The sequence below is a fragment of the Halomonas chromatireducens genome, assembly GCF_001545155.1.
Taxonomy (GTDB): domain Bacteria; phylum Pseudomonadota; class Gammaproteobacteria; order Pseudomonadales; family Halomonadaceae; genus Halomonas; species Halomonas chromatireducens.
In genome coordinates this window covers 1,918,556-1,941,478 of record NZ_CP014226.1, presented here as the reverse complement: position 1 = coordinate 1,941,478, position 22,923 = coordinate 1,918,556, and the positions used below count along the sequence as shown (strand labels likewise).

Below are 22,923 nucleotides of genomic sequence, written 5' to 3'. Positions count from 1 at the left end.
GCGCTACATTTGCCATCCCTGGCAAATGACCCTCGCTACGACTTGCCCCCGGCGCTCATCTCTTCGGATGAGTCGCAAGTGAAGGCTAACTCAAAGTTCATAATGACAAGCTGACAGGAGAACTATCATGAGCAAGATCGGTTTCATTGGCCTTGGCATCATGGGCCGCCCCATGGCGGGGCATCTGCTGGACGCCGGCCATACGCTGTCCACCGTCAAGCGCGGCACCCTGGACGAGCCCCTGGCCAGCAAGGGCATGCAGGAGCTCGATAATCCCAAGGCGGTGGCCGAGGCCTGCGAGATCATCATCACCATGGTGCCGGATACACCGGACGTGGAGGAGGTGCTGTTCGGAGAGGGCGGCGTCATCGAGGGCCTGAAGCCGGGCACCCTGGTGATCGACATGAGTTCCATCGCCCCCATCGCCACCCAGGGCTTCGCCAAGCGCATTACCGAAGCCGGCGGCGAATACGTGGACGCGCCGGTATCCGGCGGCGAGGGCGGGGCCATCAACGCGGCCCTGACTATCATGGTTGGCGCCACCGAAGAGGGCTTCACCCGCGCCCTGCCGATCCTCGAGGTGATGGGCAAGACGATCACCCATATCGGCGGCCATGGTGCCGGCCAGACCTGCAAGGTGGCCAACCAGATCGTGGTGGCGCTGACCATCGAGGCGGTGGCTGAGGGCCTGCTGTTCGCCTCGAAGGCGGGCGCCGATGTGGCCAAGGTGCGTGAGTCGCTGCTCGGCGGCCTGGCTCAGTCGAAGATCCTCGATCTCCACGGCGAGCGCATGATCAAGCGCACCTTCGATCCGGGCTTCAAGATCAAGCTGCACCAGAAGGACCTCAACCTGGCGCTGGAAGGGGCACGTAGCCTCAACCTGGCGCTCCCGGGCACGGCCAACGCCCAGCAGCTGTTCCAGGCCTGTGCCGCCCAGGGCGGCGCCGACTGGGACCACGCCGGTATCCTGAGAGCGCTCGAGTCGCTGGCCGACCATGAAGTCGGCAGCTGAACGACCGTACCAGGGAAGCATCCACTGGCACGGCAAGCCGTGTGCCCGTCGCGCAGACATGCAGTCGGTGCTTCCCTCCTGATGGGCGTCGGGTCGTCGCCCATCACATGGCCGCCCCTGGTGGCCCTTGACCCGACGGCGGGATCCCCGGCTGGAACCCGCCCGTCGTCGGGCTTTTTTCACTCTGTTTCTGCTGCTACCGTCGAAGCCTATCGCCCGCTGCGAGGTGCCCCATGAATACTGCTCTGCCCCCCTTCGATCCTGCCATGGACGTAGCGGCCTGGTTGCGGCGGCTTGCCGATGTCGCCGTTGCAGCCGTTCACCCGGATACGCTGGTGGCCGACCTGCTGCCCGACCCACCGCCGGGGCGCACCGTGGTGGTCGGTGCCGGCAAGGCCGCCGCTGCCATGGCGGCCGCCCTGGAGCGTGCCTGGCAGGATCGCTGCCCCGAGGCGCCGCTCTCCGGCCTGGTGGTGACCCGCTACGCGCATGGCCTTCAAGGGCTGGACGCCGAGTGCTCGACCATCGAGGTGCTCGAGGCGTCGCACCCGATGCCCGACGACCTGGGCGAGAAAGCGGCCCGGCGCATGCTCGAGGCGGTCGAGGAACTCACCGAGGATGATCGCGTCATCGCACTGATCTCAGGTGGCGGCTCCGCCTTGATGACGCTGCCGGCAGAAGGCATTTCCCTGGCCGAGAAGCAGGCCATCAACCATGCCCTGCTGCGCTGTGGTGCGCCGATCAGCCAGATCAATACCGTGCGACGCCACCTCTCCGCGATCAAGGGTGGTCGCCTGGCGGTGGCCGCGCATCCGGCCCAGGTGGTGAGCTGGCTGATTTCCGACGTGCCGGGGGACGAGGCGTCGCTGATCGCCTCAGGGCCGACCCTGCCCGACAGCTCGACGCCGGCGGATGCCCTGGCGGTGCTCGAGCAGTACGCCATTGCCATTCCCGACAGCGTGCGCCGCCACCTGCAGGAGAGTTGTGACGCCCCCTCACCGCAGGATGACGCTTTCGTCCGCGACGACAGTGTGATGCTGGCTCGAGCCAACGACGCCCTGGATGCAGCCAGACAGGCCGCCGAGGCCGCCGGTGTCACGGTGAGCGTGCTGGGGGACGACCTGGAAGGCGAAGCTCGCGAGCTGGGCCGGGGCCGGGCGCGCCTGGCGCTGGATGCGCCCGCCGAGAGCGGTGGGCCACGGCTGATCCTCTCCGGTGGCGAGACCAGTGTCACGGTCAAGGGAGGCGGCCGGGGAGGGCGTAACGTGGAGTACCTGCTGGGGCTCTTCGAAGCCCTTGAAGGCGCCCGGGGCATCCATGCACTGGCCATCGACACCGATGGCATCGACGGCTCCGAGGACAACGCCGGTGCGCTGTTCGGTCCCGACGACTGGATCCGCGCCAGGGAGCTCGGCCTCGATCCCGCCGAGTACTTGTCGCGCAACGACGCGTATACTTTCTTTCAGGCGCTGGACCGGCTTATCGTTACCGGGCCGACTCGAACCAACGTCAACGACTTCCGTGCCATTCTGGTCTTGCCGAGGACATCATGACGCTTCCCCCCCATGCCCCCATCCATGACCCAATTCGTCGCACCAAGATCGTCGCCACCCTGGGTCCGGCCAGCGACCGCGACGGCGTGCTGGAAGCGATGATCGAGGCCGGCGTCGACGTGGTGCGCCTCAACTTCTCCCACGGTTCGCCCGACGACCAGTTCCCCGGCTTATCCTTTCTCACCTGACCTTTCAGTGCATTTCGCGTAATCTTGTTTGTCAAACCGGCCAATTCGGACTGCCGAGATGTTGCTGACGAGCCGATGTCGTTATCTGTGTGCCCTCTGCCTGCTGCCTTTTTCGGTCCTGACGAAGGCTGAACCCTTCCCGCCCCCGGAAGGGGATGTCCTGTTGCGGCTGACAGGCGACATTGCTCATGTCAATGTCGGCGACGAGTTGCACCTTGACCGTGCCATGCTGATGTCCCTTTCTCCGGTGGTGGTTGAAACGACCACTCCCTGGACCGAAGGGGTGGGGCGTTTCGAGGGGCCGCTGGCCCGTGCCGTTCTCGATGCAGCGGGCGCTGATGCAGAGCATGTACAAGTGCGTGCATTGGATGCTTTCGAGGCCAAGGTGCCGGTATCGGACTTTCATGAATACGATGTGATCCTGGCCATCCAGCGTGACGGAGAACCCATTGCCGTCCGCGACCTCGGTCCGGCTTTCCTCCTCTATCCTTTCGATGACCATCCTGAGCTGCTCAACGAGACCATTCGCTTTCGCTCAGTCTGGCACGTGGGCACGATCCATGTTCCCTGAGCAGCACTGAGGCGGAGGCAAGAGAATGGTGCTGCGACACCCCCTCCGGCTGAAGCTGGGTGCCATGGCCGCCCTGCTCTTCTTCACTGCTGCCCTGGTGGTGGTGGGCCTGGCTGCCTGGCGGCAGGAAGGCCTCTACCAGAACGTGGGTGCGGACGCCTCGTGGCACGCCTACAAGCTCGATCGCGATATGGTTCAGCTGCGCAGTGATCTGGCCAGCGGGACTGGCAGTGGCGAATCGCTGGATGCACTCATGCTGCGCTTTGAGCTGCTCTACAGTCGCTTCAATCAGGTGCGTCGAGCTGATATCTCCTCTCTGTACCATTACAGTCCCACGGCATTTCGACTGCTGCCCGAGCTCGACGAAAAGATGGATCGGTTTGATGACGGGCTCAAGGCGCTGGATCAGCTGGATGAGTCGGCACGCGAGTTACTCGACGTCAGGCTGGGAGCACTCAGTGCCCATACCGAGCAGCTTGTCATCGCCATTAATGGGTTACTTGCCGAAGCGGCGACTCGTGACCGGGAGGTGCTGCAAACGCTCTACGTGCTATTGCTGGCCTTGATCCTGGCCATGAGTCTGGCCGGGCTTCTGGTGATCATCTTTCTGGTGCGGGAGGCCCGCGACAATGCGGTGGCGCGGCGCTCGCTGGAGACATTGAGCCGTGAGCTTCAGGGGACGGCCCGGCAGGCCGAGTCGGCCAGCAGGGCCAAGTCGGAGTTTCTTGCCACGGTAAGCCATGAGATACGCACCCCGCTCAATGGCGTCATCGGCATGAGCGATCTGCTCATGGACCAGCCGCTGGATCCTCGTTCACAGGAGTATGTCAGTACGCTTCATGCCAGTGCCGGACGCTTGCTGGGGTTGATCAACGATATTCTGGACTTTTCCAAGATCGAATCCGGCAAGCTTGAACTGGAGCACCGGCCGGTTCGGCTGGCAGCGTTAATCGACGATGCTTGCCGGCTTTTTGCGCCGCGTGCCGAGGCCAAGGGCCTCAAGCTGGAAAGCCATCTCTCACCGACGCTGCCGGCGCAAGTCATGGGGGATCCCGCTCGGCTGAGGCAGGTGCTACTTAACTTGATCGCCAATGCCATCAAGTTTACCGAGCGCGGCGAAGTGGTCATCGAAGCGAAGGCGGCGGATAACGGTCGACTCTGCCTTGCAGTGTGCGATACGGGACCCGGTATTGCCGAGGACCAGCAAGAGCGTCTCTTCGAGCCGTTTCGCCAGGCGGACGCTTCCACGGCGCGACGCTATGGGGGCACCGGACTGGGTCTGGCCATCTGCCGTCGACTGACCGATGCCATGGGCGGGGAGATCGGTGTTGACAGTCGGCCCGGCGAGGGCAGTCGATTCTGGATCGAGCTGCCTCTCGAGCCGGCTGATGGCGAAAATGAAGTGGAGCGTGAGGAGTCGCGACCATTCACCATGCCCACACTCAGTGGCAACGTGCTGGTGGTGGAGGACAATCCTGTCAATCAGCAGGTGGCGGTAGCGATGCTGGAGCGCTTCGGCTGCCACCTCAAGTTGGCGGGTAGTGGTCAAGAGGCCTTGGAAGCCGCGGAGCGAGAGTCGTTTGATCTCATCTTCATGGACGTGCAAATGCCTGACATGGACGGCTTGGAAACCGTGCAACGCCTGCGGGCGAAAGGGGGGTGGTGCGGCAGGGTGCCCGTCGTGGCAATGACCGCCGGTGGCCCCGGGGCCGAGCGGGCACGCTGCCTGGATGCCGGAATGAACGACTACCTGACCAAGCCGCTGCTGCGCTCGGAGCTGGCGGCGTGCCTGCGCCGCACGCTGCCGGTATCGGCGGAAGATGAGGTCAGTATTTCTGCCACTGCGGAACTTGATGACCAAGCCTTGGCCGAGCTGCTGGACTCACTGGGTGAGGCGATGGTGGCGACCTTGATGAGCGTGCATCGAGACCAGTTGGAAGTGCATCGCCGCAGCATGCAAGACGCCCTTGACCAGGGCGACATGAGACTCCTGGAAGCTTCAGCCCACAGCGTCAAGGGAGAGTCGGCCAGCCTGGGTGCCCGGAAGCTGGCTGCCGTTGCCCAACGCCTGGAAACGCTGGCTCATCATGATCGCCGGGGAGAGGCCGCGGAGCAATTGCAGATACTCCACGCCCTGATCCCCGTGACGCTCGAAGAACTCGAGCGGTGGCTCTCGGAGCAGACCGCATCCGGCGATCTGACCAGGTAAGGGCTGGCGATCGACGGCCTGCGTTGTAGCCGCCCCCTGGGGAAGCCTAAACTGCAGGAAACACCCGCCGAGGTCGCCATGGATCTGCTTGCCGTCGACGCCACCGAGACAGGGGATGACTCTGCTCTTTCACCAGTTGGTACCGCGTACAGTGCCCGGCGCGAGCCTGGCGAGGCCACGCGAGAGCTGGCCAGCCAGTTGCTTCACGCCGAGCTTGGCTTTGTGCTGTTCTTCTGTAGCGCGGAGTACTCGCTCGAGGCGCTGGGGCCGGCAATGGATGCGGCTTTCCAGGGCATACCCGTTTCCGGTTGCACCACGGCTGGGGAGATCACGCCCGCAGGTTATTGCCGTGGCTGCATCGTGGCCATCGGCTTTGATCGTCGTGCCTTCGCCGTTGCACATACTCTGATCGACGACCTGGAGAGCTTCGGGCTGCTGCAGGCACAGCGCCTGACTGGCGAGCTGCTCGAGTCGTGCCGACAGGCATCGTCGGCACTGGAGGGGGGGCAGCGTTTCGTACTCACCTTGCTCGACGGCCTTTCAAGCAGCGAGGAGCAGGTGCTGGCCACGCTGGATACGGCACTGGGTAGTATCCCCAGCTTTGGTGGCTCGGCGGGTGACGACAACCGCCTGGCGTATACCCATGTCTACAGCGATGGCCGTTTTCACAGTGAGTCGGCGGTGGTGGTGATGTTCCAGACTCGCTTGCCCTTCGAGGTGTTTACCACCCATCACCTGCGCCCGCGTCGGGAGAAGCTGGTGGTAACACGAGCTGACTGTGAACGACGCCGGGGGCTGGAGCTCAACGCAGCACCGGCGGCGGCGGAGTACGCTCGTCTGGTGGGGCAGCCGGTCACGTCCCTGAATCCGGCAATCTTTGCCAGCCATCCCCTGGCAGTACGCATAGGTGAACAGCACTATGTGCGCTCGATCCAGGGTGCCAACGAGGATGGCAGCCTCAGTTTCTACTGCGCGGTGGAGAACGGCATCGTGCTGACGGCAATGCAGCCGGCACCGCTGCTCGAAGACCTGCAGCTGACACTCGATGGGCTGCGCGAACGGCTGGGTGAGCCAGCCCTGATCCTGGGCTGCGACTGCTTCCTGAGGCGACTCGAACTCGAGGCGCTGGGCCAGGTTGATGAGGCCTCGAAGCTGCTGGGGCAGGCGGGTGTCGTCGGCTTCAATACCTATGGGGAGCAGCACCACGGCATGCACATCAACCAGACGCTCACCGGAGTCGCCATTGGATCTGTTCCAACCGCCTGAGCTCCCCGATGAGTGGCAGGAAAGGGAACGTGCTCTGCATGAAGAGAACGCTCGGCTGAGGCGCATCTGTGCGTCGTTGATCGAACGGGTCGAGTCCGGCGGGGTGGCCGGTGGCGCCCCCTATGCCTCCTTCGAGCACTCGGTACTGCTGGCCGAGCAGGTGCGGGAGCGCACCGACGCGCTGCAGCAGGCGCTGGTCGAACTCCACCGGGCCAAGGCCGAGGCCGAGGCCGCCAATCTCTCCAAGACCAAGTTTCTGGCAGCCGTCAGCCATGATCTGCTGCAGCCACTCAATGCAGCACGGCTGTTTGCCAGCGCGCTGGATGAGCACGCGCTCCCTGATGATTCGCACCGGCTGGTCGGACACATCGGTCGCTCGCTCAAGGGGGTCGAAGCGCTGCTCGGCACGCTGGTGGATATTTCCCGACTGGACGCAGGCGTGCTGCAGCCCGACATTGCACCTTTCCCCATCGACCAACTGCTCGATGTGCTGGCCGAAGAGTACCGTCAAATGGCTGCGGCGCAAGGGCTTGAGCTGCGCTACGTCCACAGCGATGCCATTATCGAGTCGGACATGGCATTGCTGGCGCGGGTCGTGCGCAACTTCCTGGCCAACGCGATTCGCTACACCCCACAGGGTCGTATCCTGCTGGGCTGCCGGCATCGAGCCGATGGTCTGGAAATCATGGTAGGTGACACGGGGCCCGGCATCGACGAGACTCAGCGCGAGGCAATCTTCCTGGAGTTTCGCCGCTTCGGCGTTGAGTCGAGCGAACAGGATAGGGGACTGGGGCTGGGGCTTGCCATCGTCGATCGTATCAGCGGTATGCTGGGTCACCCGCTGCGACTTGTCTCCCAGATGGGTAAGGGCTCGCTGTTCTCGGTGCGTGTGCCGTATGGACCGACCCGGGAGCGAGCGCCACGAGCATCAGCGCCGTCAGTGGGTGGTCAGGCGCTGGATAGCCTTTCAGGTGCCAAAGCCTGGGTAATTGATAACGATGCTGCCATTCGCGAGGGAATGGCAGCCCTGCTGGGGGGGTGGGGCTGCCGGGTGGTTACGGCCGCATCGCTGGCTCAGCTCGAAGCCCTTGTCGGTGAGGACAGTGCCGATGTGCTTTTGGTGGACTACCATCTTGAGGAGGGTGGGCCAGACGGCCTGGCCGTGGCGGCGAGTCTGCGCCGGCGCCACCCCGGTCTGCCGGTGGTGGTGATTACCGCCAACCACGATGCGGCACTGAAAGCCCGTGCTCGGGAGCTGGGACACGAGTGCTTGCTCAAGCCGCTGAAGCCGCTACGACTGAAAATGATTCTGTTGCACCACCTTAGCTGATTTTCCCGGCCTGCCCGCCCAGGCTCCATGGGCGGGCAGGGTGCTGATCGATGCCATGCAGGTATCAGGTCTCGGGCTCGATGCGATAAAGGCCGCCATCGCTCTCGTCGGTTAGCACGTAGAGCAGGCCATCCGGTCCCTGGCGAACGTCGCGGATGCGCCCCAGTTCGTTCTCGAGCAGGGCCTCTTCGTGGGCTATCTCATCACCCTCCAGCACCAGGCGGTGGAGTCGCTCGGCATAGAGGGCCCCGACGAACAGGTTGCCCTGCCAGGCGGCGAACTCCTCACCGGTATAGAAGGCCAGGCCCGAAGGCGCCAGGGTGTCGTCCCATACGTGCACCGGCGGCTTGACGCCGGGTGCCTCCTCGCCGATGCCGATGAACTCGTCGGTGGCGTATTCGCGACCGAAGGAGACCTGGGGCCAGCCGTGGTTACTTCCGGGCTCAGCGATATAGAGCTGCTCCCCACCGCCGGAGGGGCCGTGGTCTATGGCCCACAGCGCACCGGTTTGGGGGTGCAATGCCAGACCCTGGTTGTTGCGATGGCCGTAGGAGAATATCTCCGGGCGCAGGTTGCCTGGCTCGACGCCGATGAAGGGATTGCCCTCGAAGGCGCCGCCATCCTCATGCAAGCGAATGATCGAGCCACCCGGGTCGGTGAGATCCTGAGACGGGTAGCGAATGCCGCGGTCGCCAATGGAGAACATCACGCTGCCGTCGCCGGGAAAAACGATACGCGAGCCGTAGTGGCGGCCGGGAGCTGTGCGCGGCACCTGGGCGTAGAGCGTCTCCAGGTCGGTCAGCTCGCTGCCGTCGTCGCTTAGCCGGGCGCGAGCCAGGGCCGTGCCGGTACCGTACTCCTCGTCGCCCATGACCGAGTCGTCATCGCCCGGGCTGGAGTAGGTGAAATAGATCCAGCCATTGTTCTCGTAGTCGGGATGCACCGCGACATCCAGCAGGCCACCCTGGTTGCCGCCTTCGGGTGCGGTGCGTTGATCCTCTTCGGCATCGATCTTGGGCAGGTTCCCGACGTCGGTCACTTCATCGCCGTCGACCAGATAGAGTTGGCCGGGACGTGCGGTGACCAGCATGCGCTCATCGGGCAGCCAGGCTACCGCCCAAGGGTGTTCGATGCCGCCGACCACTCGGGTGACCCGCAGATTGAACTCTTCGGTTTCCGTCCCGGTGGTGACTTCCTCTTCAGTTACCTGAACGTCGGCATTGGCCAGGCCGGTTGCAGAAAGGCTGACAGCGATGGCGAGGCTGAGTGACGTGCGAGAAAAGCGAATCCGGGAGTGGGGTCCGTGCAGATGCATATCGCTTGGCTCCTTGCTGGCGAGGAAAAGACTTGTCTGACACAGGAGGGTCAGGACTTTTCCCAGCGTAGGTAAGCCTCATGGGTTCCTCAAGGCGACCTCAGCCGTTGGGAGATGTCCAGTCGCTGGCCGCCACGATGGCCTGGACCCTGCTGGTGACGGAGAGCTTACGAAGGATCGCCGAGACATGGGTCTTGACGGTGGTTTCCGCAATATCGAGCTCCCGGGCGATTCGCTTGTTGGAGTGGCCACGCACCATCAAGGCCAGCACCTCGCGCTGTTTCTCGGTCAGCGAGCTGATATGGGCGGAAATAGCGGCTTCCGGCTGGCGTCGGGCAGGGGTGGTGGGCGGGCGACGCATGATGTCGGGGGGTAGGTAGACCTGTCCTGCCAGCATATGGGTCAAGGCGTCGAGGAGAGCAGCACGGGGAGTGGACTTGGGGATGTAGCCTACCGCTCCCTGGCCGATGGCATCCAGTACGATACGCCTGTCTTGCTCTGCCGATATGATCGCCACCGGTAGTTGGGGATATGTGGCACGTAGGCGGGTCAGACCGGCTAACCCTTCCGAATCGGGCAGCCCCAGGTCAAGCAAAAGCAGGTCCAGATCCTCGCGACCCTCCGCCTGTTGCAGCGCGGCCGAAAGGCTGTCTGCCTGAAGCAGTTGGCAGCCGGGCAGCCCCGCATCGATCACGGCGCAAAGGGCATCTCGGAACAGCGGATGATCATCGGCGACCATCAGGGTATACATGGGTCTCTCCTGTTATCTCCTACCAAGGAACGAGCCCGTCTCCTGCGTCGGGAGTATGTCTTACTTTCCCTTGCTGACCAATACTGGGTGTTGTCACTCAACCATAACGATAACAGTCAGGAGTCACGCCATGATTTACGCCAACCCCGGTCAGTCCGGTTCCGTCATCACCTTCGAGTCTCGCTACGGCAATTTCATCGGCGGCGAGTTCGTGCCCCCGGTGAAGGGCCAGTACTTCGACAACATCAGCCCGGTCAACGGCGAAGTGTTCTGCCAGATTCCGCGTTCCACCGCCGAGGACATCGAGAAGGCACTGGATGCCGCCCATGCCGCCGCGCCGGCCTGGGGCAAGACCTCCGCCGCCGAGCGCAGCAACATTCTGCTCAAGATCGCCGATCGCATCGAGCAGAACCTGGAGATGCTGGCCGTCGCCGAGACCTGGGACAACGGCAAGGCGGTGCGCGAGACCCTCAACGCCGACCTGCCACTGGCTGTCGACCACTTCCGTTACTTCGCCGGCTGCATCCGCGCCCAGGAGGGCACCGCGGCGGACATCGACGCCAATACCGTCTCCTATCACTTCCACGAGCCGCTGGGCGTGGTGGGCCAGATCATCCCCTGGAACTTCCCGCTGCTGATGGCCGTCTGGAAGCTGGCGCCTGCGCTGGCGGCCGGCAACTGTGTGGTGCTCAAGCCCGCCGAACAGACCCCGGCATCGATCCTCAAGCTGATGGAGCTGGTTGGCGACCTGTTGCCGGCGGGTGTGGTCAACGTGGTCAACGGCTATGGCGCCGAGGCCGGCCAGGCACTCGCCACCAGCAAGCGCATCGCCAAGATCGCCTTCACCGGCTCCACCCCGGTGGGTGCTCATATCCTCAAGTGCGCCGCCGAGAACATCATTCCCTCCACCGTGGAGCTGGGTGGCAAGTCGCCGAACATCTACTTCGCCGACATCATGGACGCCGAGCCCGAGTTCATCGACAAGGCGGTGGAAGGCCTGGTGCTGGCCTTCTTCAACCAGGGCGAAGTGTGTACCTGCCCGTCGCGAGCGTTGATCCAGGAGGACATGTACGACGCCTTCATGGCCAAGGTGATCGAGCGCACCGTGGCGATCAAGCGCGGCAACCCGCTGGACACCGACGTGCAGGTCGGCGCCCAGGCCTCCCAGGAGCAGTTCGACAAGATCATGTCCTACATGGACATCGCCCGCGAGGAAGGTGCCGAGTTCCTTACCGGCGGCGACAAGGCTAGCTTCGATCCGGCCTACGACAAGGGCTACTACATTCAGCCGACCCTACTCAAGGGCAACAACCAGATGCGCGTCTTCCAGGAGGAGATCTTCGGCCCGGTGGTGGCGGTGACCACCTTCAAGGACGAGGCCGAGGCGCTGGCCATTGCCAACGACACCGAGTTCGGCCTTGGCGCCGGGGTGTGGAGTCGCGACATCAATGTCGCCTTCCGCATGGGCCGTGGCATCCAGGCCGGCCGCGTCTGGACCAACTGCTACCACCAGTACCCGGCACACGCCGCCTTCGGCGGCTACAAGAAGTCCGGTGTCGGTCGCGAGACTCACAAGGTGGCGCTCGAGCACTACCAGCAGACCAAGAACCTGCTGGTCAGCTACGACATCAACCCGCTCGGCTTCTTCTGAGCCACAGGCCGCCCGGCCTTGCCGGGCGGCTCCCTCGAAATATCGAGAGCGGCTTACCGCTCCTCTTCCCTGGCGATGCTCTAAACCATGGGCGGCGGAATGCCGCCTGTCTACCCAGGAGATAATGACATGGATAAGACGATGAAAGCCGCCGTGGTGCGTCAGTTCGGCGAGCCGCTGGCCATCGAGGAGGTCGACGTTCCGCGGCCGCAGGCTGGTGAAATACTGGTCAAGGTTGCCGCGTCGGGGGTATGTCATACCGACCTGCATGCCGCCCACGGCGACTGGCCGGTCAAGCCCAGCCCGCCCTTCATTCCGGGGCATGAGGGCGTGGGCCATATCGTGGCAGTTGGCCAGGGGGTCAAGCATGTCAAGGAAGGTGACCGGGTCGGCGTGCCCTGGCTCTATTCAGCCTGCGGCTACTGTGAACACTGCCTGGGTGGCTGGGAGACGCTGTGTGAATCCCAGCAGAATACGGGATACTCGGTCAACGGCGGCTTTGCCGACTACACCCTGGCGGATGCCGGCTTCGTCGGGTTATTGCCGGATAACATCGATTTCCTCGAGGTCGCCCCGGTGCTATGTGCGGGAGTCACGGTCTACAAGGGGCTGAAGATGACCGATACCCGTCCGGGGCAGTGGGTGGTGATCTCCGGTATCGGTGGCCTGGGCCACATGGCAGTCCAGTATGCCAAGGCGATGGGGCTCAACGTGGCCGCGGTGGATATCGACGATGGCAAGCTGGCCCTGGCGGAACGCTTGGGAGCGACTGTCACGGTCAATGCGCTCAAGACCGATCCCGCCACCTACCTCAAGCAGGCAATCGGTGGTGCGCATGGAGCCCTGGTGACGGCAGTATCGCCCAAGGCCTTCGATCAGGCCCAGGGCATGTTGCGTCGGGGAGGCACCCTGGTTCTCAATGGCCTGCCACCCGGTGATTTCCCCCTGCCGATCTTCGAAACCGTGCTCAACGGTATCACCATCCGTGGCTCCATCGTCGGTACCCGCCAGGACCTTCAGGAGTCGCTGGATTTCGCTGGAGAAGGCAAGGTCAAGGCCACGGTAAGCACCGACCGCCTGGAGAACATCAACGACGTCTTCCAGCGCATGATCGACGGCAAGATCGAGGGGCGCGTGGTGCTGGACATGGCAAGCTGAGCGTTGCTCTCTCGTCGCCCGTAGCGGCGATTTTCAGGCGCGGCTATTGCCGCGTTTTTTTTTCTTCACTACAACGATACGGCGCTATGCTTCATGCTTCTCGCTTCGAAAGAAGGAGCGTCGACATGGACCTCGAGGATCTGGACCTGCATCAGCAACGCCTGCAGCACGTTGCCGGCCAGTTGCGTGCCAGCGGTGCGCGCCGGGTGCTGGATCTGGGGTGTGGCACCGGCACGCTGCTTCTGTATCTGCTGCACGAACCCCAGTTCGAGACCCTGGTGGGGCTGGAGCAGTCTGGCGAGCTGCTGGCTCAGGCGCAGCTGCGACTGGGTGACTGGCCCGAGGCGGAGCAGGGGCGGCTGAGGCTGGTATGCGGCTCCTACGCTGAACCTCAGGCGTCACTGGTCGGCTTCGATGCCGCCGCGATGGTGGAAACCATCGAGCACGTGCCGCCGGAGACCCTGTCTCAGGTGGAGCGATGCGTTTTCGGGGTACTGCAGCCTGGTCTGCTGGTGCTGACCACACCCAACCACGACTACAATCCGCTGTTCGGGCTGGCTCGTGGCGAGTTTCGCGATCCTGACCACCGTTTCGAATGGACGCGTGACCGCTTTCGTGACTGGGCCTGGGGTGTCGCACATCGCAATGGATACCGCGTGACCTTGTCGGGCATTGGCGAATGGCATCCCGAGCTGGGCCAGCCGACCCAGCTGGCTCATTTCATTCGACCGAGGGCTGATCCAGCCCCAGCACCCTGATTTCCTGTCGTCGTCGCTGGCGGAGATCCCAGAATGCCGCGCCGCCCAGTACCACGAAGCCGAGCAGCTCCACCCACGCCCGGTAATCGATGAACAGGGCGTAGAGAACGGCCGCACTGCCCGCTGCCGCCAGCAGTGTCGGGCTGATGGCGCGGTGGTACCGGTAGCCGCCGGCCAGCGCCACCAGGGTGAGCAGCACGAAGGCGGCGATGGTGCCGGCCCAGGCGCCCTCATGCAGCGCCAGGCCGATGCCCAGCAGTGGCAGCAGGCCAACCAGCGCCATGGTGCCATAGCAACTCAGCAGGGCGAGACCCAGTGCCGACAGCCCCAGCAGGCCGCGGCGGCGAAGTCGCAGCAGCCAGCGCCGCGGATCGAGTCGTCTCAACCATTGGCGGGGCAGGGAGGGCGCCCGCTCGCCGCGGCGCATGCCGAGTTCGATGGAGTGGGCGCCGAAGCTCTCCGCAACCTCCCGGGTCTGGGCGCTGGGGCTCAGGGCGAAATAGTCATGGCTGCCCACCGTCGCCACCTCCTCGAACCCGGCGTCTTCGAACAGCGCGATCAGGTCCTCCCTTATCGTGGCGCCCACCACGCATTCGACCCATAGCCGCGGATCGTCGTGACAGTCCACCGAGACCGGACGATGAATGACCACGTCGGCAAGCTGCAGGCGACCGTTTGAACGCAGGACGCGAAACATCTCGGCGACGGCGCGCCGCTTGTCCGGCACCAGGTTGAGGGCGCCGTTGCTGGTGATGGCGTCGATGCTGGCATCGGGCAGCGGCAGCTGTTCCGCCGAGGCCTGCACCACGTCGAGATTGCCGGTGTCGCTGCGTTCGGCGGATTGCTTGAGCTTGCGGGTCATGGCGGCGGTGAGGTCAAGGGCGATCACCCGACCGGCGGGGCCGACGATGCGACTGGCAATCAGCGAGTCGTTGCCGGCACCGGCGCCGATGTCGAGAACCGTGTCGCCGGGCCGGATGGCATCGGCCCGAAAGGGGTAGCCGACCCCGGCGAAGGAGCCGAGCAACGCTGGTGGCAGCTCGGCCGTGTACTCCGCCGGATAGCCGAGCTGTTCGCTGGCCTTACCGCCGACAGGAAAGTGAAAGGGCGAGGCGGGCGCCTCGGCCACGGCGGGGTACATGTCCTGGACCGCCGAGACGATCTGCTGTCGTGAATACCCCAGTAGGGCCACCATGAGGGACCTCCTTCGGGCTCAGTGGGACCTGTCCGGCTCGTCATCGTCGAACCTGTCCAGCAGGCTGCCGATGCGGCGATATAGCTGAGGCGGTGCCTTGACCGTGCCGGATGCCGCCACCCTGGCCCGTAGTCGTTTTTCGAATTCGGCCCGCGTGAAGCAGTCGCGACAGCGGGACAGGTGCCGCTCGATTTCGGCCGTCTGCTGGTGGTCCAGCTCCCGGTCGAGATAGTCGAAGAGCCGCTCGATGACCTCCTCGCAGCTCAAGTCTCTCGGGCTCATGGCTTCTGCCCTCCCTTGTCGGTATGGCCGGCTGCCATACCGACTTCCTTGGCCTGTTGCCAGAGCCGTTTCTGCAGCAGCGAGCGTGCCCGGTTCAGCCGTGAGCGGACGGTACCCAGCGGAATACCGAGCAGGCCGGACACCTCTTCATACGTATAACCCTGCACCTCAACCAGCACAATCGTGACCCGGTACGGGTCGGGAAGCGCATCCAGCGCCTCCTGCATTTCCTCCTGGAGCAGGCTGTTGAAGAACTGATCCTCCAGGCTGCCCCACCAGAGCAGGAAGGGCTGATGCAGCTGCTGGAACAGGGTGAAGCCGTCGGCATCGAGATCGTCCGGCGCAGCGGTGTCACTATCGGCTGCGGCCCGGGGGCGACTCTGACGTCGGCGCCACTCGCTGATGAAGGTGTTTGTCAGGATATGAAACAGCCAGGCGTCGAAGCGCTCAGGGTCGCGCAGCTTGTCGAGCCGTGTCCAGGCCCTGACCACTGCCTCGGCGACGATATCCTCGGCATCGTCGGGGTTGCGGGTCAGGCGCAGCGCCGTTCCGTAGAGCCGATCCATCAAGGGCTCCAGGCGCTGTTCGAACCACTGCCGCCGATGGGTGGCGTCGCGGAATGTCATGACATCCCCCGGTTCGACCCGCCGAAACGGAGCAAGCCATGCCGTCGAGCGGCGGGTGAGCTGGCTGGTGCGGGTCATTGGGCACCTCTTGAGCATGGAACGTCCCAGGGCAGCGGGCAAATCGCGTTTGTGGCAAGGACGCGGCACGGGCCGCAAGGGTTCCCGCTTCAAGCGGCGGTCATCTCTGGGAACAATGACGGGCGTCGGTGCGTCCTTGGGGCACACGACGACTCGACGTCGTGTCGAATCAGCCAAAGAGGAGAGCGACCATGGCTATCAGCGCACAAGCGACACCCGCCGCGGTGAATCGAAGCGAGCTGGAGGAGCGGGTCAAGGCGATGTATCACGAGGTGGCAGAGACACCGGATCATGACTTTCATTTCGAGATGGGCCGTGGACTGGCCGAACGACTGGGCTATGACCCGGCGGCGCTCGACCGGATTCCGGCCGCGGCCATCGGCTCCTTCGCCGGTGTCGGCCACTTCTTCGATCTGGTGGCGCTGCGTCCCGGCGAGTCGGTGCTGGACCTCGGCAGCGGCTCCGGCATGGACAGCCTGATCGCCGCCCTGGCGGTAGGCGCCGGGGGGCGTGTCGAGGGGCTCGACATGACCGCGGCACAGCGGGAGAAGGCAACCCGCCTGGCCGGGGACGCGGGCTTCTCCAACGTCGAGTTCCACGCCGGCTATATCGAATCGCCGCCCTTCTCCGATGGCAGTATCGATGCGGTCATCAGTAATGGCGTCATCAACCTGTCGGCGGACAAGCCAAGGGTCTTCGCCGAGGCTGCGCGGGTGCTGAAGCCCGGCGGACGCCTGGCGCTGGCCGATATCGTCACCGAAAAACCGCTTCCCGAGAGCGTCTCCTGCAACGCCACCCTGTGGGCCGCCTGCATCGGCGGTGCCCTGCAGCAGGATGCCTATCGTGCGGCCATCGAATCGGCTGGCCTTGTCATCGAGGCCTGGCGCGAGCACCCCGAGTACCGCTTCCTGACCGAGTCGGCCCAGGGGGCTAGCAGTACCTATGGGGTCAAGAGCATCTCGCTGCTGGCGATCAAGCGGTGAGGTGCGACGACAGTGACTGACCGACAATAGCGGTGATTTCCCGACAAGAAAGGATTTACCCGAGGAGCAGTGACATGAACAAGCACAACGTTATGACCAACAAGGCTGGCATCCTGACCGCCGCGGCCCTTGTGCTGGGCTTGGCAGCAGGTGCGCTTCAGGCGGAGACCTACCATGGCGATGGCCACGTGCTGGGCACGCCGGACGACTTGACCTGGGGGCCGGTGGGCTCCATGGGTGAGGGGGCCGAGATCGCCATCATCGAAGGCGACCTCTCGGCCGAGGAGCCCTTCACCTTCCGCCTGCGACTGGAAGACGGCTACGAGATAAAGCCGCACGTTCATCCAGCCTACGAACGGGTCACGGTGCTCGAAGGCACCTTGCACTTCGCCCATGGCGAGACGTTCGATCCCGATGCCACGCAGGAGCTGCCAGTGGGAGGCTACGCCATCATGGCGCCAGGTGATGCCATGTTCGGCTATGCCGAGGGAGAGACAATCATCCAGCTGCACGGTGAAGGCCCCTGGGGCATCGAGTACATCGATCCGGTGGACGACCCTCGCAACTGAGCCCTCGCAATTGCTGACCCTTGCAACTGGCGAGAGCAAGCGCACCGCCTGCACTGGCAGGCGGTGCGCTTGTCATGGCGCTGCAGCAGGTTAGCATGGCGGAGGACACTATCTGATTGGAGAGGGCGCTTTATGTGGCAACAACGGGAGCTTCGACTGGCCCCGCGTTCGCGGGGCTTTCACCTGATCACCGGGGAGGTAGCCGAGGGTGTGTCCGGGCTGGCCGAGGTATCGATCGGGCTGCTGCACCTGCAGCTGCTGCACACCTCGGCCTCGCTGACTCTCAACGAGAACGCTGACCCGGACGTGCGCCATGACCTGGATGCCTTCCTGCGCGAGCGCATCCCCGGGGATCTTCCCTATTTCCGCCACACCCTGGAGGGTCCGGATGACATGCCCGCCCACGTCTGCGCCAGCCTGCTCGGCACCCAGCTCAACTTGGCGGTGCGCGACGGTCGCCTGGCGCTGGGGACCTGGCAGGGCATCTGGCTCGGCGAACATCGCGATCACGGCGGGTCGCGGCGGCTCATTGCCACCCTGCAGGGAGAATAGGCCCAGACAAAAAAGGCGGCGCCCTGGGGCGCCGCCGTAGCAGGTGTTATGTGTCCTCAGGCGGGGTTGGCATCCTGCGGCGGTTCCCCTACCGATCCAGGCATGGCCTGTACATAACCGCCCTGGCCGGCGAGTGCCAGGAAGTGCAGGTGGCGCTCGTATTCCGACAGCACATCGGCAATGACCTGGCCACGGGTAAAGCCGTTGAGATCCTTCTCCAGGCCGCCTTCTGCCAGGTAGACGTCAAGGCGCACGTAATAATCGTCGTCCGCCGGCAGGAAGCTCGGCGTGCGCATGCGGTGCGGACACACCTGGTAGACGAAGCTGGCGGCCTCGCCCAGGTCCACCTGCAGCGTCAGGCACGGCAGGGCTTCGCCCTCGAGATGCTCCTCGGTCACGTTGGCGGTCTGGCCGCGGCTCTCCAGCTCCTGGGTGAACTGGGTCAGCGCCGGGCGAATGGCATGCTCGATGGTGGCGGCGGCACCGGCACGGTTGGAGGTGTCGAGTGCTCTGTCCAGGCGCTCGCGCCAGTCGCCGCCAGGCGCTGTGCCGGTCACCTGTCGACGCGCATCGGCCTTGCTGCCCNTGGCGCCACTTCGCTGGTGATCGCGTGCCAGGACGCGCAGGAAATGCAGCGCGTGGCGGCCCAGCTCGAAGGCCAGCTCACCGCCACCCTGCAGATGGACGACGGCGATCTCGCTGCGGCGAAAGCCCTGCTACCCATTCTCGAGCGCAAGGCGGGGCGGATTCTGGCTAACGGCTGGCCCACTGGCGTGGAGGTGTGCCATGCCATGGTCCACGGCGGCCCCTACCCGGCGACCTCGGACTCCCGCACCACCTCGGTGGGCAGCGCGGCGATCTTCCGCTTCCTGCGCCCGGTGTGCTACCAGGCGCTGCCGGAGGGCCTGTTGCCTGAGCCGCTCAAGGACGGCAACCCCTGGGGCGTGTCCCGGCTGGTTGATGGCAAACGTGAGGCATGAGACGTGAACGACGAAAACAAGACAAGCGAGTATCTCCCCGAGGATCACGATCAGGCCCTGTTGGTGGGTCGCGTCTGGCGTGAAGCCGCGGGATCGAAACCGCCCGGCCCTGCCCTGGTGGTAGTTCGCCAGGGCAAAGTGATCGACATTTCCACCCACTGCAACTGCATGGCCGACCTACTCGACCGCGGCGATGCCGCCGACTTTGCTCAGCGCGTCGAAGGAGACTCACTGGGGAACGTAACCAGCCTGCTGGCAAACTCCCTGGCCGAACCACAGTTGCCCCCTTACCTGCTCGCACCCTGCGATGTGCAGGCCATAAAGGCCTGCGGCGTCACCTTTGCGGTGAGCCTGTTGGAGCGGGTGATCGAGGAGCAGGCCGGTGGCGATGCCACCCGGGCCAGCCAGCTGCGTGCCGAGCTGAATGAGATGATCGGCAAGGACTTGTCGCGCATTGCACCGGGTTCCGATGAAGCCATGGCGCTCAAGGCTGCCCTACAGGCCCGCGGCGCCTGGTCTCAGTACATGGAGGTGGGTCTCGGTCCCGATGCCGAAGTGTTCACCAAGGCCCAGCCCCTCTCGTCAGTCGGCTTTGGGGCTTACGTCGGGCTTCACCCGGCCTCCAAGTGGAATAATCCCGAGCCGGAGATCGTGCTGGCGGTGGATGCTATCGGAACCCCGAAAGGCGCCACTCTCGGCAATGACGTCAACCTGCGCGACATCGAGGGACGCAGCGCCCTGCTGCTGGGCAAGGCCAAGGATAATAATGCCTCCTGCTCAATCGGCCCCTTCATCCGCCTGTTCGACGAACGTTTCACCCTCGACAGTGTGCGCCAGGCGCGGGTCTTGCTACGCATTGAGGGTGAGGACGACGGCTTCCTGCTGGAAGGCGAGAGCGACATGCGCGAAATCAGCCGCGACCCGCTGGATCTGGTCCGTCAGACCATCGGTGCCCACCATCAGTACCCGGACGGCTTCATGCTGTTCCTCGGCACCATGTTCTCGCCGATCCAGGACCGCGACGGCGAAGGCCAGGGCTTTACTCACCATATCGGTGACACCGTCACCATCGCCACGCCGGCGCTGGGCGCACTGATCAACCGTGTCGACCATAGCGACACCCTGCCCCCCTGGACCTTCGGCATTCGCCAGTGGCTGGCGCACCAGCGCTAGCGACTGGCACGGGCACAAAAAAACCCAGGCCGGTTACCCGGCCTGGGTTTTTGCGTCCTCAATCGCCTAGACGATCATGGGGACTTACGCCGTGTTGCGACGCCGAATCGGGGCATCCCCATCCTGGCGGCGACGCGGGGCGCGCTCGGCAGTGGCACCGGCGTCTTCACTGATTTCCAGCGGGCGACCGGCGACACGGGCACGGGCCATCTTCTCGAGGATGCTGGCCGGCAGCGAGCTCGGCAACTCCACCACGGAGAAGGCGTTGCGAATGTCGATGCGACCGATGCGGGCACCTTCGATGCCCCCTTCATTGGCCAGGGCACCGACCAGTTGGCCCGGCTTGACCCCATCCTTGTGACCCACGGCGACACGGTAGCGGGTCATGCCTTCGCTGGGGCCACGCTCGCGGCGCGCCGGCTTGCCGTCACGCGGATCGCGCTCGGTACGCTCCTTGCGCGGCGGCTGCATGCGGCCGATGGGCGCTTCGTCGGCGCGAGCCATCGCGGCGAAGGCACAGGCTAGCTCGACGGGGTCATGCCCTTCAGCGACCAGGCGCTCGATCAGCGCACGCTGCTCCTCGGCACCGGCAGTCAGGGCGCCCTGGGTACGCAGGAAGAAGGCATTATCCCGATGGGCGCGAATGGCGGCTTCGTCGGGAATCGGCATATCAGCCATGTGCTGACCGGTGGCCTGCTCCATCCAGCGCACCTTGCGCATTTCGCGCGATCCGACGAAGGTGATCGCGATGCCGGTACGGCCCGCACGGCCGGTACGACCGATACGGTGGGTATAGGCTTCGCTGTCCTGGGGCAGGTCATAGTTGATGACGTGGGTGATACGCGACACGTCGAGGCCGCGGGCGGCCACGTCGGTGGCGATCAGCACATCGACCTTGCCGCGCTTGAGACGGGTGATGGTGCGCTCGCGCAGGCTCTGGTCCAGGTCACCGGAAAGGCTCGCCACGTTCACGCCGCGGGCAGAGAGTTGCTCCATCAGCGTGGTACAGGCAGCACGGGTCCGCACGAAGACGATGGCGCCATCGACCGGCTCGACTTCGAGGATGCGCGACAGCGCTTCCAGCTTGGCGCCACCTTCGACGCGTACCAGACGCTGGTCGATGCTGGCAGCAGTGCCCACGCTGGCTTCGATCACGACCTTGACCGGATCGACCAGGTAGCGATTGACGATGCGCTCGATCTCGGTCGGAAGCGTTGCCGAGAAGAAGACCCGCTGGGCATCTTTGGGCGTATCGGCGACCACACGCTTGACGTCGTCGATGAAGCCCATGCGCAGCATCTCGTCGGCTTCGTCGAGCACCAGGGCAGAGAGGCCGTCGAGCTTGAGGCTACCGCGATCCAGGTGGTCGATGATGCGGCCGGGGGTGCCGACCACCACTTGGGCGCCACGCTTCAGGGCACCCAGCTGCTCACGGTATTCCTGGCCGCCACACAGGGTGGCGACTTCCAGGCCCTTGAGGTTCTGGCCGTACTTGCTGAACGACACGGCTACCTGCTGAGCCAGCTCGCGGGTCGGCGCCATTACCAGCACCTGAGGCTCACGGCGAGTCAGCTCCAGGCGGGACAGAATCGGCAGTGCAAAGGCAGCGGTCTTGCCGGTGCCGGTCTGGGCCTGGCCCAGCATGTCACGCCCTTCCAGCAGTGCAGGAATGGTCTGCAGCTGGATCGGGGAAGGAGTCTCGTAGCCCAGTGTTTCCACAGCGGAGAGAACGGCAGGCAACAGAGCAAGATCGCCGAAGCTCGGCGAAGCGACAGAAGTCGAGGTCATCAATCACACCTTGGTAGGCCGGCAGCGGCCGGCAAAATCACATTGAGGCATCCCCGACGCAATAGAACGGTCGGGCGCACTGCGCTTGTCGAGGGCCATCATTGGCCGAAGGGCAGAGCGAGTCACGGTATCGGGGACGCCGGTCGCACCTGGCATCCGGTTCGCGCCCTGGGGCTTGCGAACCGCTAAGGCGACCTTTCTGCGCCGATGTCGCCGGTTGGCGGCATCTGGTGGCGCTCCATCTTCACATCTCGGACACTGTCGGTAGATAACCGCAGGTCTCGGTGATTCGGCTCGGGCAACTTCAGCACCGGCGAATCGTCATGATGGCGGGGTCAGCACATGCGAGGAGGGCGCATGCTACCATCGGTGCTTCCCCCTGGCCAGTACTTTCAACGCTAACGGTCATGTCACTCTCATCCAAGGAGCCTGCCAATGCCAACCCTTTGGGTCGATGCCGACGCCTGTCCCAAGGTGGCGCGAGACATCATCGTGCGCGCCGCCGAGCGTACCGACACCCCCACCTGGTTCGTGGCCAACCACACGATTCCGCTGCCGCCCTCGCGCTGCGTCAAGTCCCTTGCGGTGAGCCATGGCTTCGACGCCGCCGACAACGAGATCGTCGCCCGTCTCGCTCCCGGCGACCTGCTGCTCACCTCCGACCTGCCGCTGGCCCTGGAGGCCATCGAAAAAGGGGCGGCGGTCATGACCACCCGTGGCGAGATGCTCGACAAGGGCAATATCAAGGCGCGGGTACAGATGCGGGATTTCATGGAGACCCTGCGCGCCAGCGGCGAACACACCGGCGGCCCCAAGGGCTATTCCGACACCGACCGGCGCGAGTTCGCCAATGCGCTGGACAGGTGGCTGGCGAAGCAGCGGTAAGGGACGGGCAGGCGATTTCCCCTTTTGTTGAGGAAGCTTCAACTCCGGCC

At 64.5% G+C, this 22,923-nt stretch carries 20 protein-coding genes and 3 pseudogenes; 16 read left to right on the top strand and 7 right to left on the bottom strand.

The genetic code is table 11. From position 1 onward, the window contains the following. The first annotated feature begins 127 nt into the window (after positions 1-127). The 7 genes and pseudogenes from LOKO_RS08965 to LOKO_RS08935 all read left to right on the top strand — a co-directional run bounded on the left by LOKO_RS08965 (position 128) and on the right by LOKO_RS08935 (position 8,129). The gene (locus tag LOKO_RS08965; protein WP_066447936.1) at positions 128-1,012 is read left to right on the top strand and encodes a 2-hydroxy-3-oxopropionate reductase; all 885 of its coding nucleotides are present in this window, start codon (positions 128-130) and stop codon (positions 1,010-1,012) included. 233 nt (positions 1,013-1,245) lie between these two features. Next, positions 1,246-2,565, top strand: coding sequence for a glycerate kinase type-2 family protein (locus LOKO_RS08960; protein ID WP_066447935.1), 1,320 nt, complete (start codon positions 1,246-1,248; stop codon positions 2,563-2,565). Further along, positions 2,562-2,723, top strand: a pseudogene (locus LOKO_RS08955) (pyruvate kinase); the annotation flags it as partial. The gene LOKO_RS08960 and the pseudogene LOKO_RS08955, both read left to right, overlap by 4 nt. 193 nt (positions 2,724-2,916) lie before the next feature. Further along, positions 2,917-3,324, top strand: coding sequence for a putative pterin-binding protein (locus tag LOKO_RS08950; protein WP_235588986.1), 408 nt, complete (start codon positions 2,917-2,919; stop codon positions 3,322-3,324). Positions 3,325-3,349: 25 nt separating this feature from the next. Beyond that, the gene (locus tag LOKO_RS08945) at positions 3,350-5,533 is read left to right on the top strand and encodes an ATP-binding protein (protein WP_235588985.1); all 2,184 of its coding nucleotides are present in this window, start codon (positions 3,350-3,352) and stop codon (positions 5,531-5,533) included. Between the two features lie 78 nt (positions 5,534-5,611). Beyond that, positions 5,612-6,799 (top strand): nitric oxide-sensing protein NosP, encoded by a 1,188-nt coding sequence (gene nosP, locus LOKO_RS08940; RefSeq protein ID WP_066447923.1) that lies wholly within the window; start codon positions 5,612-5,614, stop codon positions 6,797-6,799. Then, positions 6,777-8,129, top strand: a complete 1,353-nt coding sequence (locus tag LOKO_RS08935) for a hybrid sensor histidine kinase/response regulator (protein WP_066447920.1) — start codon at positions 6,777-6,779, stop codon at positions 8,127-8,129. Before nosP ends, LOKO_RS08935 begins: the two co-directional genes overlap by 23 nt. 64 nt (positions 8,130-8,193) lie before the next feature. Here the strand turns inward: LOKO_RS08935 and LOKO_RS08930 are convergent, their stop codons facing one another. Beyond that, positions 8,194-9,444 carry a PQQ-dependent sugar dehydrogenase gene (locus LOKO_RS08930; protein ID WP_066447914.1) on the bottom strand — a complete coding sequence of 417 codons (1,251 nt, stop codon included), beginning with the start codon at positions 9,442-9,444 and terminating at the stop codon, positions 8,194-8,196. Positions 9,445-9,544: 100 nt separating this feature from the next. Next, positions 9,545-10,195, bottom strand: coding sequence for a LuxR C-terminal-related transcriptional regulator (locus tag LOKO_RS08925; RefSeq protein WP_066447911.1), 651 nt, complete (start codon positions 10,193-10,195; stop codon positions 9,545-9,547). Between the two features lie 130 nt (positions 10,196-10,325). Here LOKO_RS08925 and exaC point away from each other — a divergent pair, with 130 nt between their 5' ends. The 3 genes from exaC to LOKO_RS08910 all read left to right on the top strand — a co-directional run bounded on the left by exaC (position 10,326) and on the right by LOKO_RS08910 (position 13,762). Then, positions 10,326-11,846 carry an acetaldehyde dehydrogenase ExaC gene (gene exaC / locus LOKO_RS08920; RefSeq protein ID WP_066447910.1) on the top strand — a complete coding sequence of 507 codons (1,521 nt, stop codon included), beginning with the start codon at positions 10,326-10,328 and terminating at the stop codon, positions 11,844-11,846. Between the two features lie 129 nt (positions 11,847-11,975). Beyond that, positions 11,976-13,004: an alcohol dehydrogenase AdhP gene (gene adhP, locus LOKO_RS08915; protein WP_201025380.1), complete on the top strand. Its 1,029-nt coding sequence runs from the start codon at positions 11,976-11,978 to the stop codon at positions 13,002-13,004. Positions 13,005-13,129: 125 nt separating this feature from the next. Next, complete coding sequence (locus LOKO_RS08910) at positions 13,130-13,762, top strand: methyltransferase domain-containing protein (RefSeq protein WP_066447908.1); 633 nt, start codon at positions 13,130-13,132, stop codon at positions 13,760-13,762. Here the strand turns inward: LOKO_RS08910 and LOKO_RS08905 are convergent. The 3 genes from LOKO_RS08905 to LOKO_RS08895 are packed head-to-tail and all read right to left on the bottom strand — an operon-like array spanning position 13,725 to position 15,943. After that, positions 13,725-14,957 carry a MerC family mercury resistance protein gene (locus LOKO_RS08905; RefSeq protein ID WP_066447902.1) on the bottom strand — a complete coding sequence of 411 codons (1,233 nt, stop codon included), beginning with the start codon at positions 14,955-14,957 and terminating at the stop codon, positions 13,725-13,727. The genes LOKO_RS08910 and LOKO_RS08905 overlap by 38 nt on opposite strands. Before the next feature lie 18 nt (positions 14,958-14,975). Beyond that, a complete protein-coding gene (locus LOKO_RS08900; protein WP_066447898.1) occupies positions 14,976-15,239 on the bottom strand; it encodes an anti-sigma factor family protein in 264 nt (87 codons plus the stop codon). Beyond that, positions 15,236-15,943, bottom strand: a complete 708-nt coding sequence (locus LOKO_RS08895) for an RNA polymerase sigma factor (protein ID WP_201025379.1) — start codon at positions 15,941-15,943, stop codon at positions 15,236-15,238. Before LOKO_RS08895 ends, LOKO_RS08900 begins: the two co-directional genes overlap by 4 nt. 191 nt (positions 15,944-16,134) lie before the next feature. Between LOKO_RS08895 and LOKO_RS08890 the strand changes: the two genes are divergently transcribed. From LOKO_RS08890 to LOKO_RS08880, 3 genes are all read left to right on the top strand, one after another. Beyond that, entirely contained in the window at positions 16,135-16,926 is a 792-nt protein-coding gene (locus tag LOKO_RS08890; RefSeq protein ID WP_066447892.1) for a methyltransferase domain-containing protein, read from the top strand. Between the two features lie 74 nt (positions 16,927-17,000). Next, on the top strand, positions 17,001-17,495 hold the full coding sequence (locus LOKO_RS08885; protein ID WP_201025378.1) for a cupin domain-containing protein: 495 nt from the start codon (positions 17,001-17,003) through the stop codon (positions 17,493-17,495). 132 nt (positions 17,496-17,627) lie between these two features. Next, positions 17,628-18,047, top strand: a complete 420-nt coding sequence (locus LOKO_RS08880; protein WP_066447891.1) for a secondary thiamine-phosphate synthase enzyme YjbQ — start codon at positions 17,628-17,630, stop codon at positions 18,045-18,047. 56 nt (positions 18,048-18,103) lie between these two features. Here the strand turns inward: LOKO_RS08880 and LOKO_RS19375 are convergent. Continuing rightward, a pseudogene (locus tag LOKO_RS19375) lies at positions 18,104-18,631 on the bottom strand (high-affinity choline transporter BetT); the annotation flags it as partial. Positions 18,632-18,634: 3 nt separating this feature from the next. Between LOKO_RS19375 and LOKO_RS08870 the strand changes: the two are divergent. After that, a pseudogene (locus tag LOKO_RS08870) lies at positions 18,635-19,027 on the top strand (aldehyde dehydrogenase (NADP(+))); the annotation flags it as partial. Positions 19,028-19,030: 3 nt separating this feature from the next. Then, positions 19,031-20,200, top strand: coding sequence for a fumarylacetoacetate hydrolase family protein (locus tag LOKO_RS08865; RefSeq protein ID WP_066447879.1), 1,170 nt, complete (start codon positions 19,031-19,033; stop codon positions 20,198-20,200). Positions 20,201-20,284: 84 nt separating this feature from the next. On the opposite strand, the gene LOKO_RS08860 is transcribed toward LOKO_RS08865, so the two are convergent. Continuing rightward, on the bottom strand, positions 20,285-21,988 hold the full coding sequence (locus LOKO_RS08860; RefSeq protein ID WP_066447876.1) for a DEAD/DEAH box helicase: 1,704 nt from the start codon (positions 21,986-21,988) through the stop codon (positions 20,285-20,287). 435 nt (positions 21,989-22,423) lie between these two features. Here LOKO_RS08860 and LOKO_RS08855 point away from each other — a divergent pair, with 435 nt between their 5' ends. Continuing rightward, positions 22,424-22,873, top strand: a complete 450-nt coding sequence (locus tag LOKO_RS08855; protein ID WP_066447874.1) for a YaiI/YqxD family protein — start codon at positions 22,424-22,426, stop codon at positions 22,871-22,873. The last annotated feature ends 50 nt before the right edge of the window (positions 22,874-22,923 follow it).

What these genes read in the sequence shown, in the direction of transcription:
- LOKO_RS08885 (WP_201025378.1), top strand. Translation starts at nt 17,001, where the DNA reads ATGAACAAGCACAACGTTATGACCAACAAGGCTGGCATCCTGACCGCC.
- LOKO_RS08965 (WP_066447936.1), top strand. Translation starts at nt 128, where the DNA reads ATGAGCAAGATCGGTTTCATTGGCCTTGGCATCATGGGCCGCCCCATG.
- LOKO_RS08960 (WP_066447935.1), top strand. Translation starts at nt 1,246, where the DNA reads ATGAATACTGCTCTGCCCCCCTTCGATCCTGCCATGGACGTAGCGGCC.
- LOKO_RS08880 (WP_066447891.1), top strand. Translation starts at nt 17,628, where the DNA reads ATGTGGCAACAACGGGAGCTTCGACTGGCCCCGCGTTCGCGGGGCTTT.
- LOKO_RS08895 (WP_201025379.1), bottom strand. Translation starts at nt 15,943, where the DNA reads ATGACCCGCACCAGCCAGCTCACCCGCCGCTCGACGGCATGGCTTGCT.
- LOKO_RS08945 (WP_235588985.1), top strand. Translation starts at nt 3,350, where the DNA reads ATGGTGCTGCGACACCCCCTCCGGCTGAAGCTGGGTGCCATGGCCGCC.
- LOKO_RS08860 (WP_066447876.1), bottom strand. Translation starts at nt 21,988, where the DNA reads ATGACCTCGACTTCTGTCGCTTCGCCGAGCTTCGGCGATCTTGCTCTG.
- adhP (WP_201025380.1), top strand. Translation starts at nt 11,976, where the DNA reads ATGGATAAGACGATGAAAGCCGCCGTGGTGCGTCAGTTCGGCGAGCCG.
- LOKO_RS08890 (WP_066447892.1), top strand. Translation starts at nt 16,135, where the DNA reads ATGGCTATCAGCGCACAAGCGACACCCGCCGCGGTGAATCGAAGCGAG.
- LOKO_RS08905 (WP_066447902.1), bottom strand. Translation starts at nt 14,957, where the DNA reads ATGGTGGCCCTACTGGGGTATTCACGACAGCAGATCGTCTCGGCGGTC.
- exaC (WP_066447910.1), top strand. Translation starts at nt 10,326, where the DNA reads ATGATTTACGCCAACCCCGGTCAGTCCGGTTCCGTCATCACCTTCGAG.
- LOKO_RS08910 (WP_066447908.1), top strand. Translation starts at nt 13,130, where the DNA reads ATGGACCTCGAGGATCTGGACCTGCATCAGCAACGCCTGCAGCACGTT.
- LOKO_RS08900 (WP_066447898.1), bottom strand. Translation starts at nt 15,239, where the DNA reads ATGAGCCCGAGAGACTTGAGCTGCGAGGAGGTCATCGAGCGGCTCTTC.
- LOKO_RS08930 (WP_066447914.1), bottom strand. Translation starts at nt 9,444, where the DNA reads ATGCATCTGCACGGACCCCACTCCCGGATTCGCTTTTCTCGCACGTCA.
- nosP (WP_066447923.1), top strand. Translation starts at nt 5,612, where the DNA reads ATGGATCTGCTTGCCGTCGACGCCACCGAGACAGGGGATGACTCTGCT.
- LOKO_RS08855 (WP_066447874.1), top strand. Translation starts at nt 22,424, where the DNA reads ATGCCAACCCTTTGGGTCGATGCCGACGCCTGTCCCAAGGTGGCGCGA.
- LOKO_RS08925 (WP_066447911.1), bottom strand. Translation starts at nt 10,195, where the DNA reads ATGTATACCCTGATGGTCGCCGATGATCATCCGCTGTTCCGAGATGCC.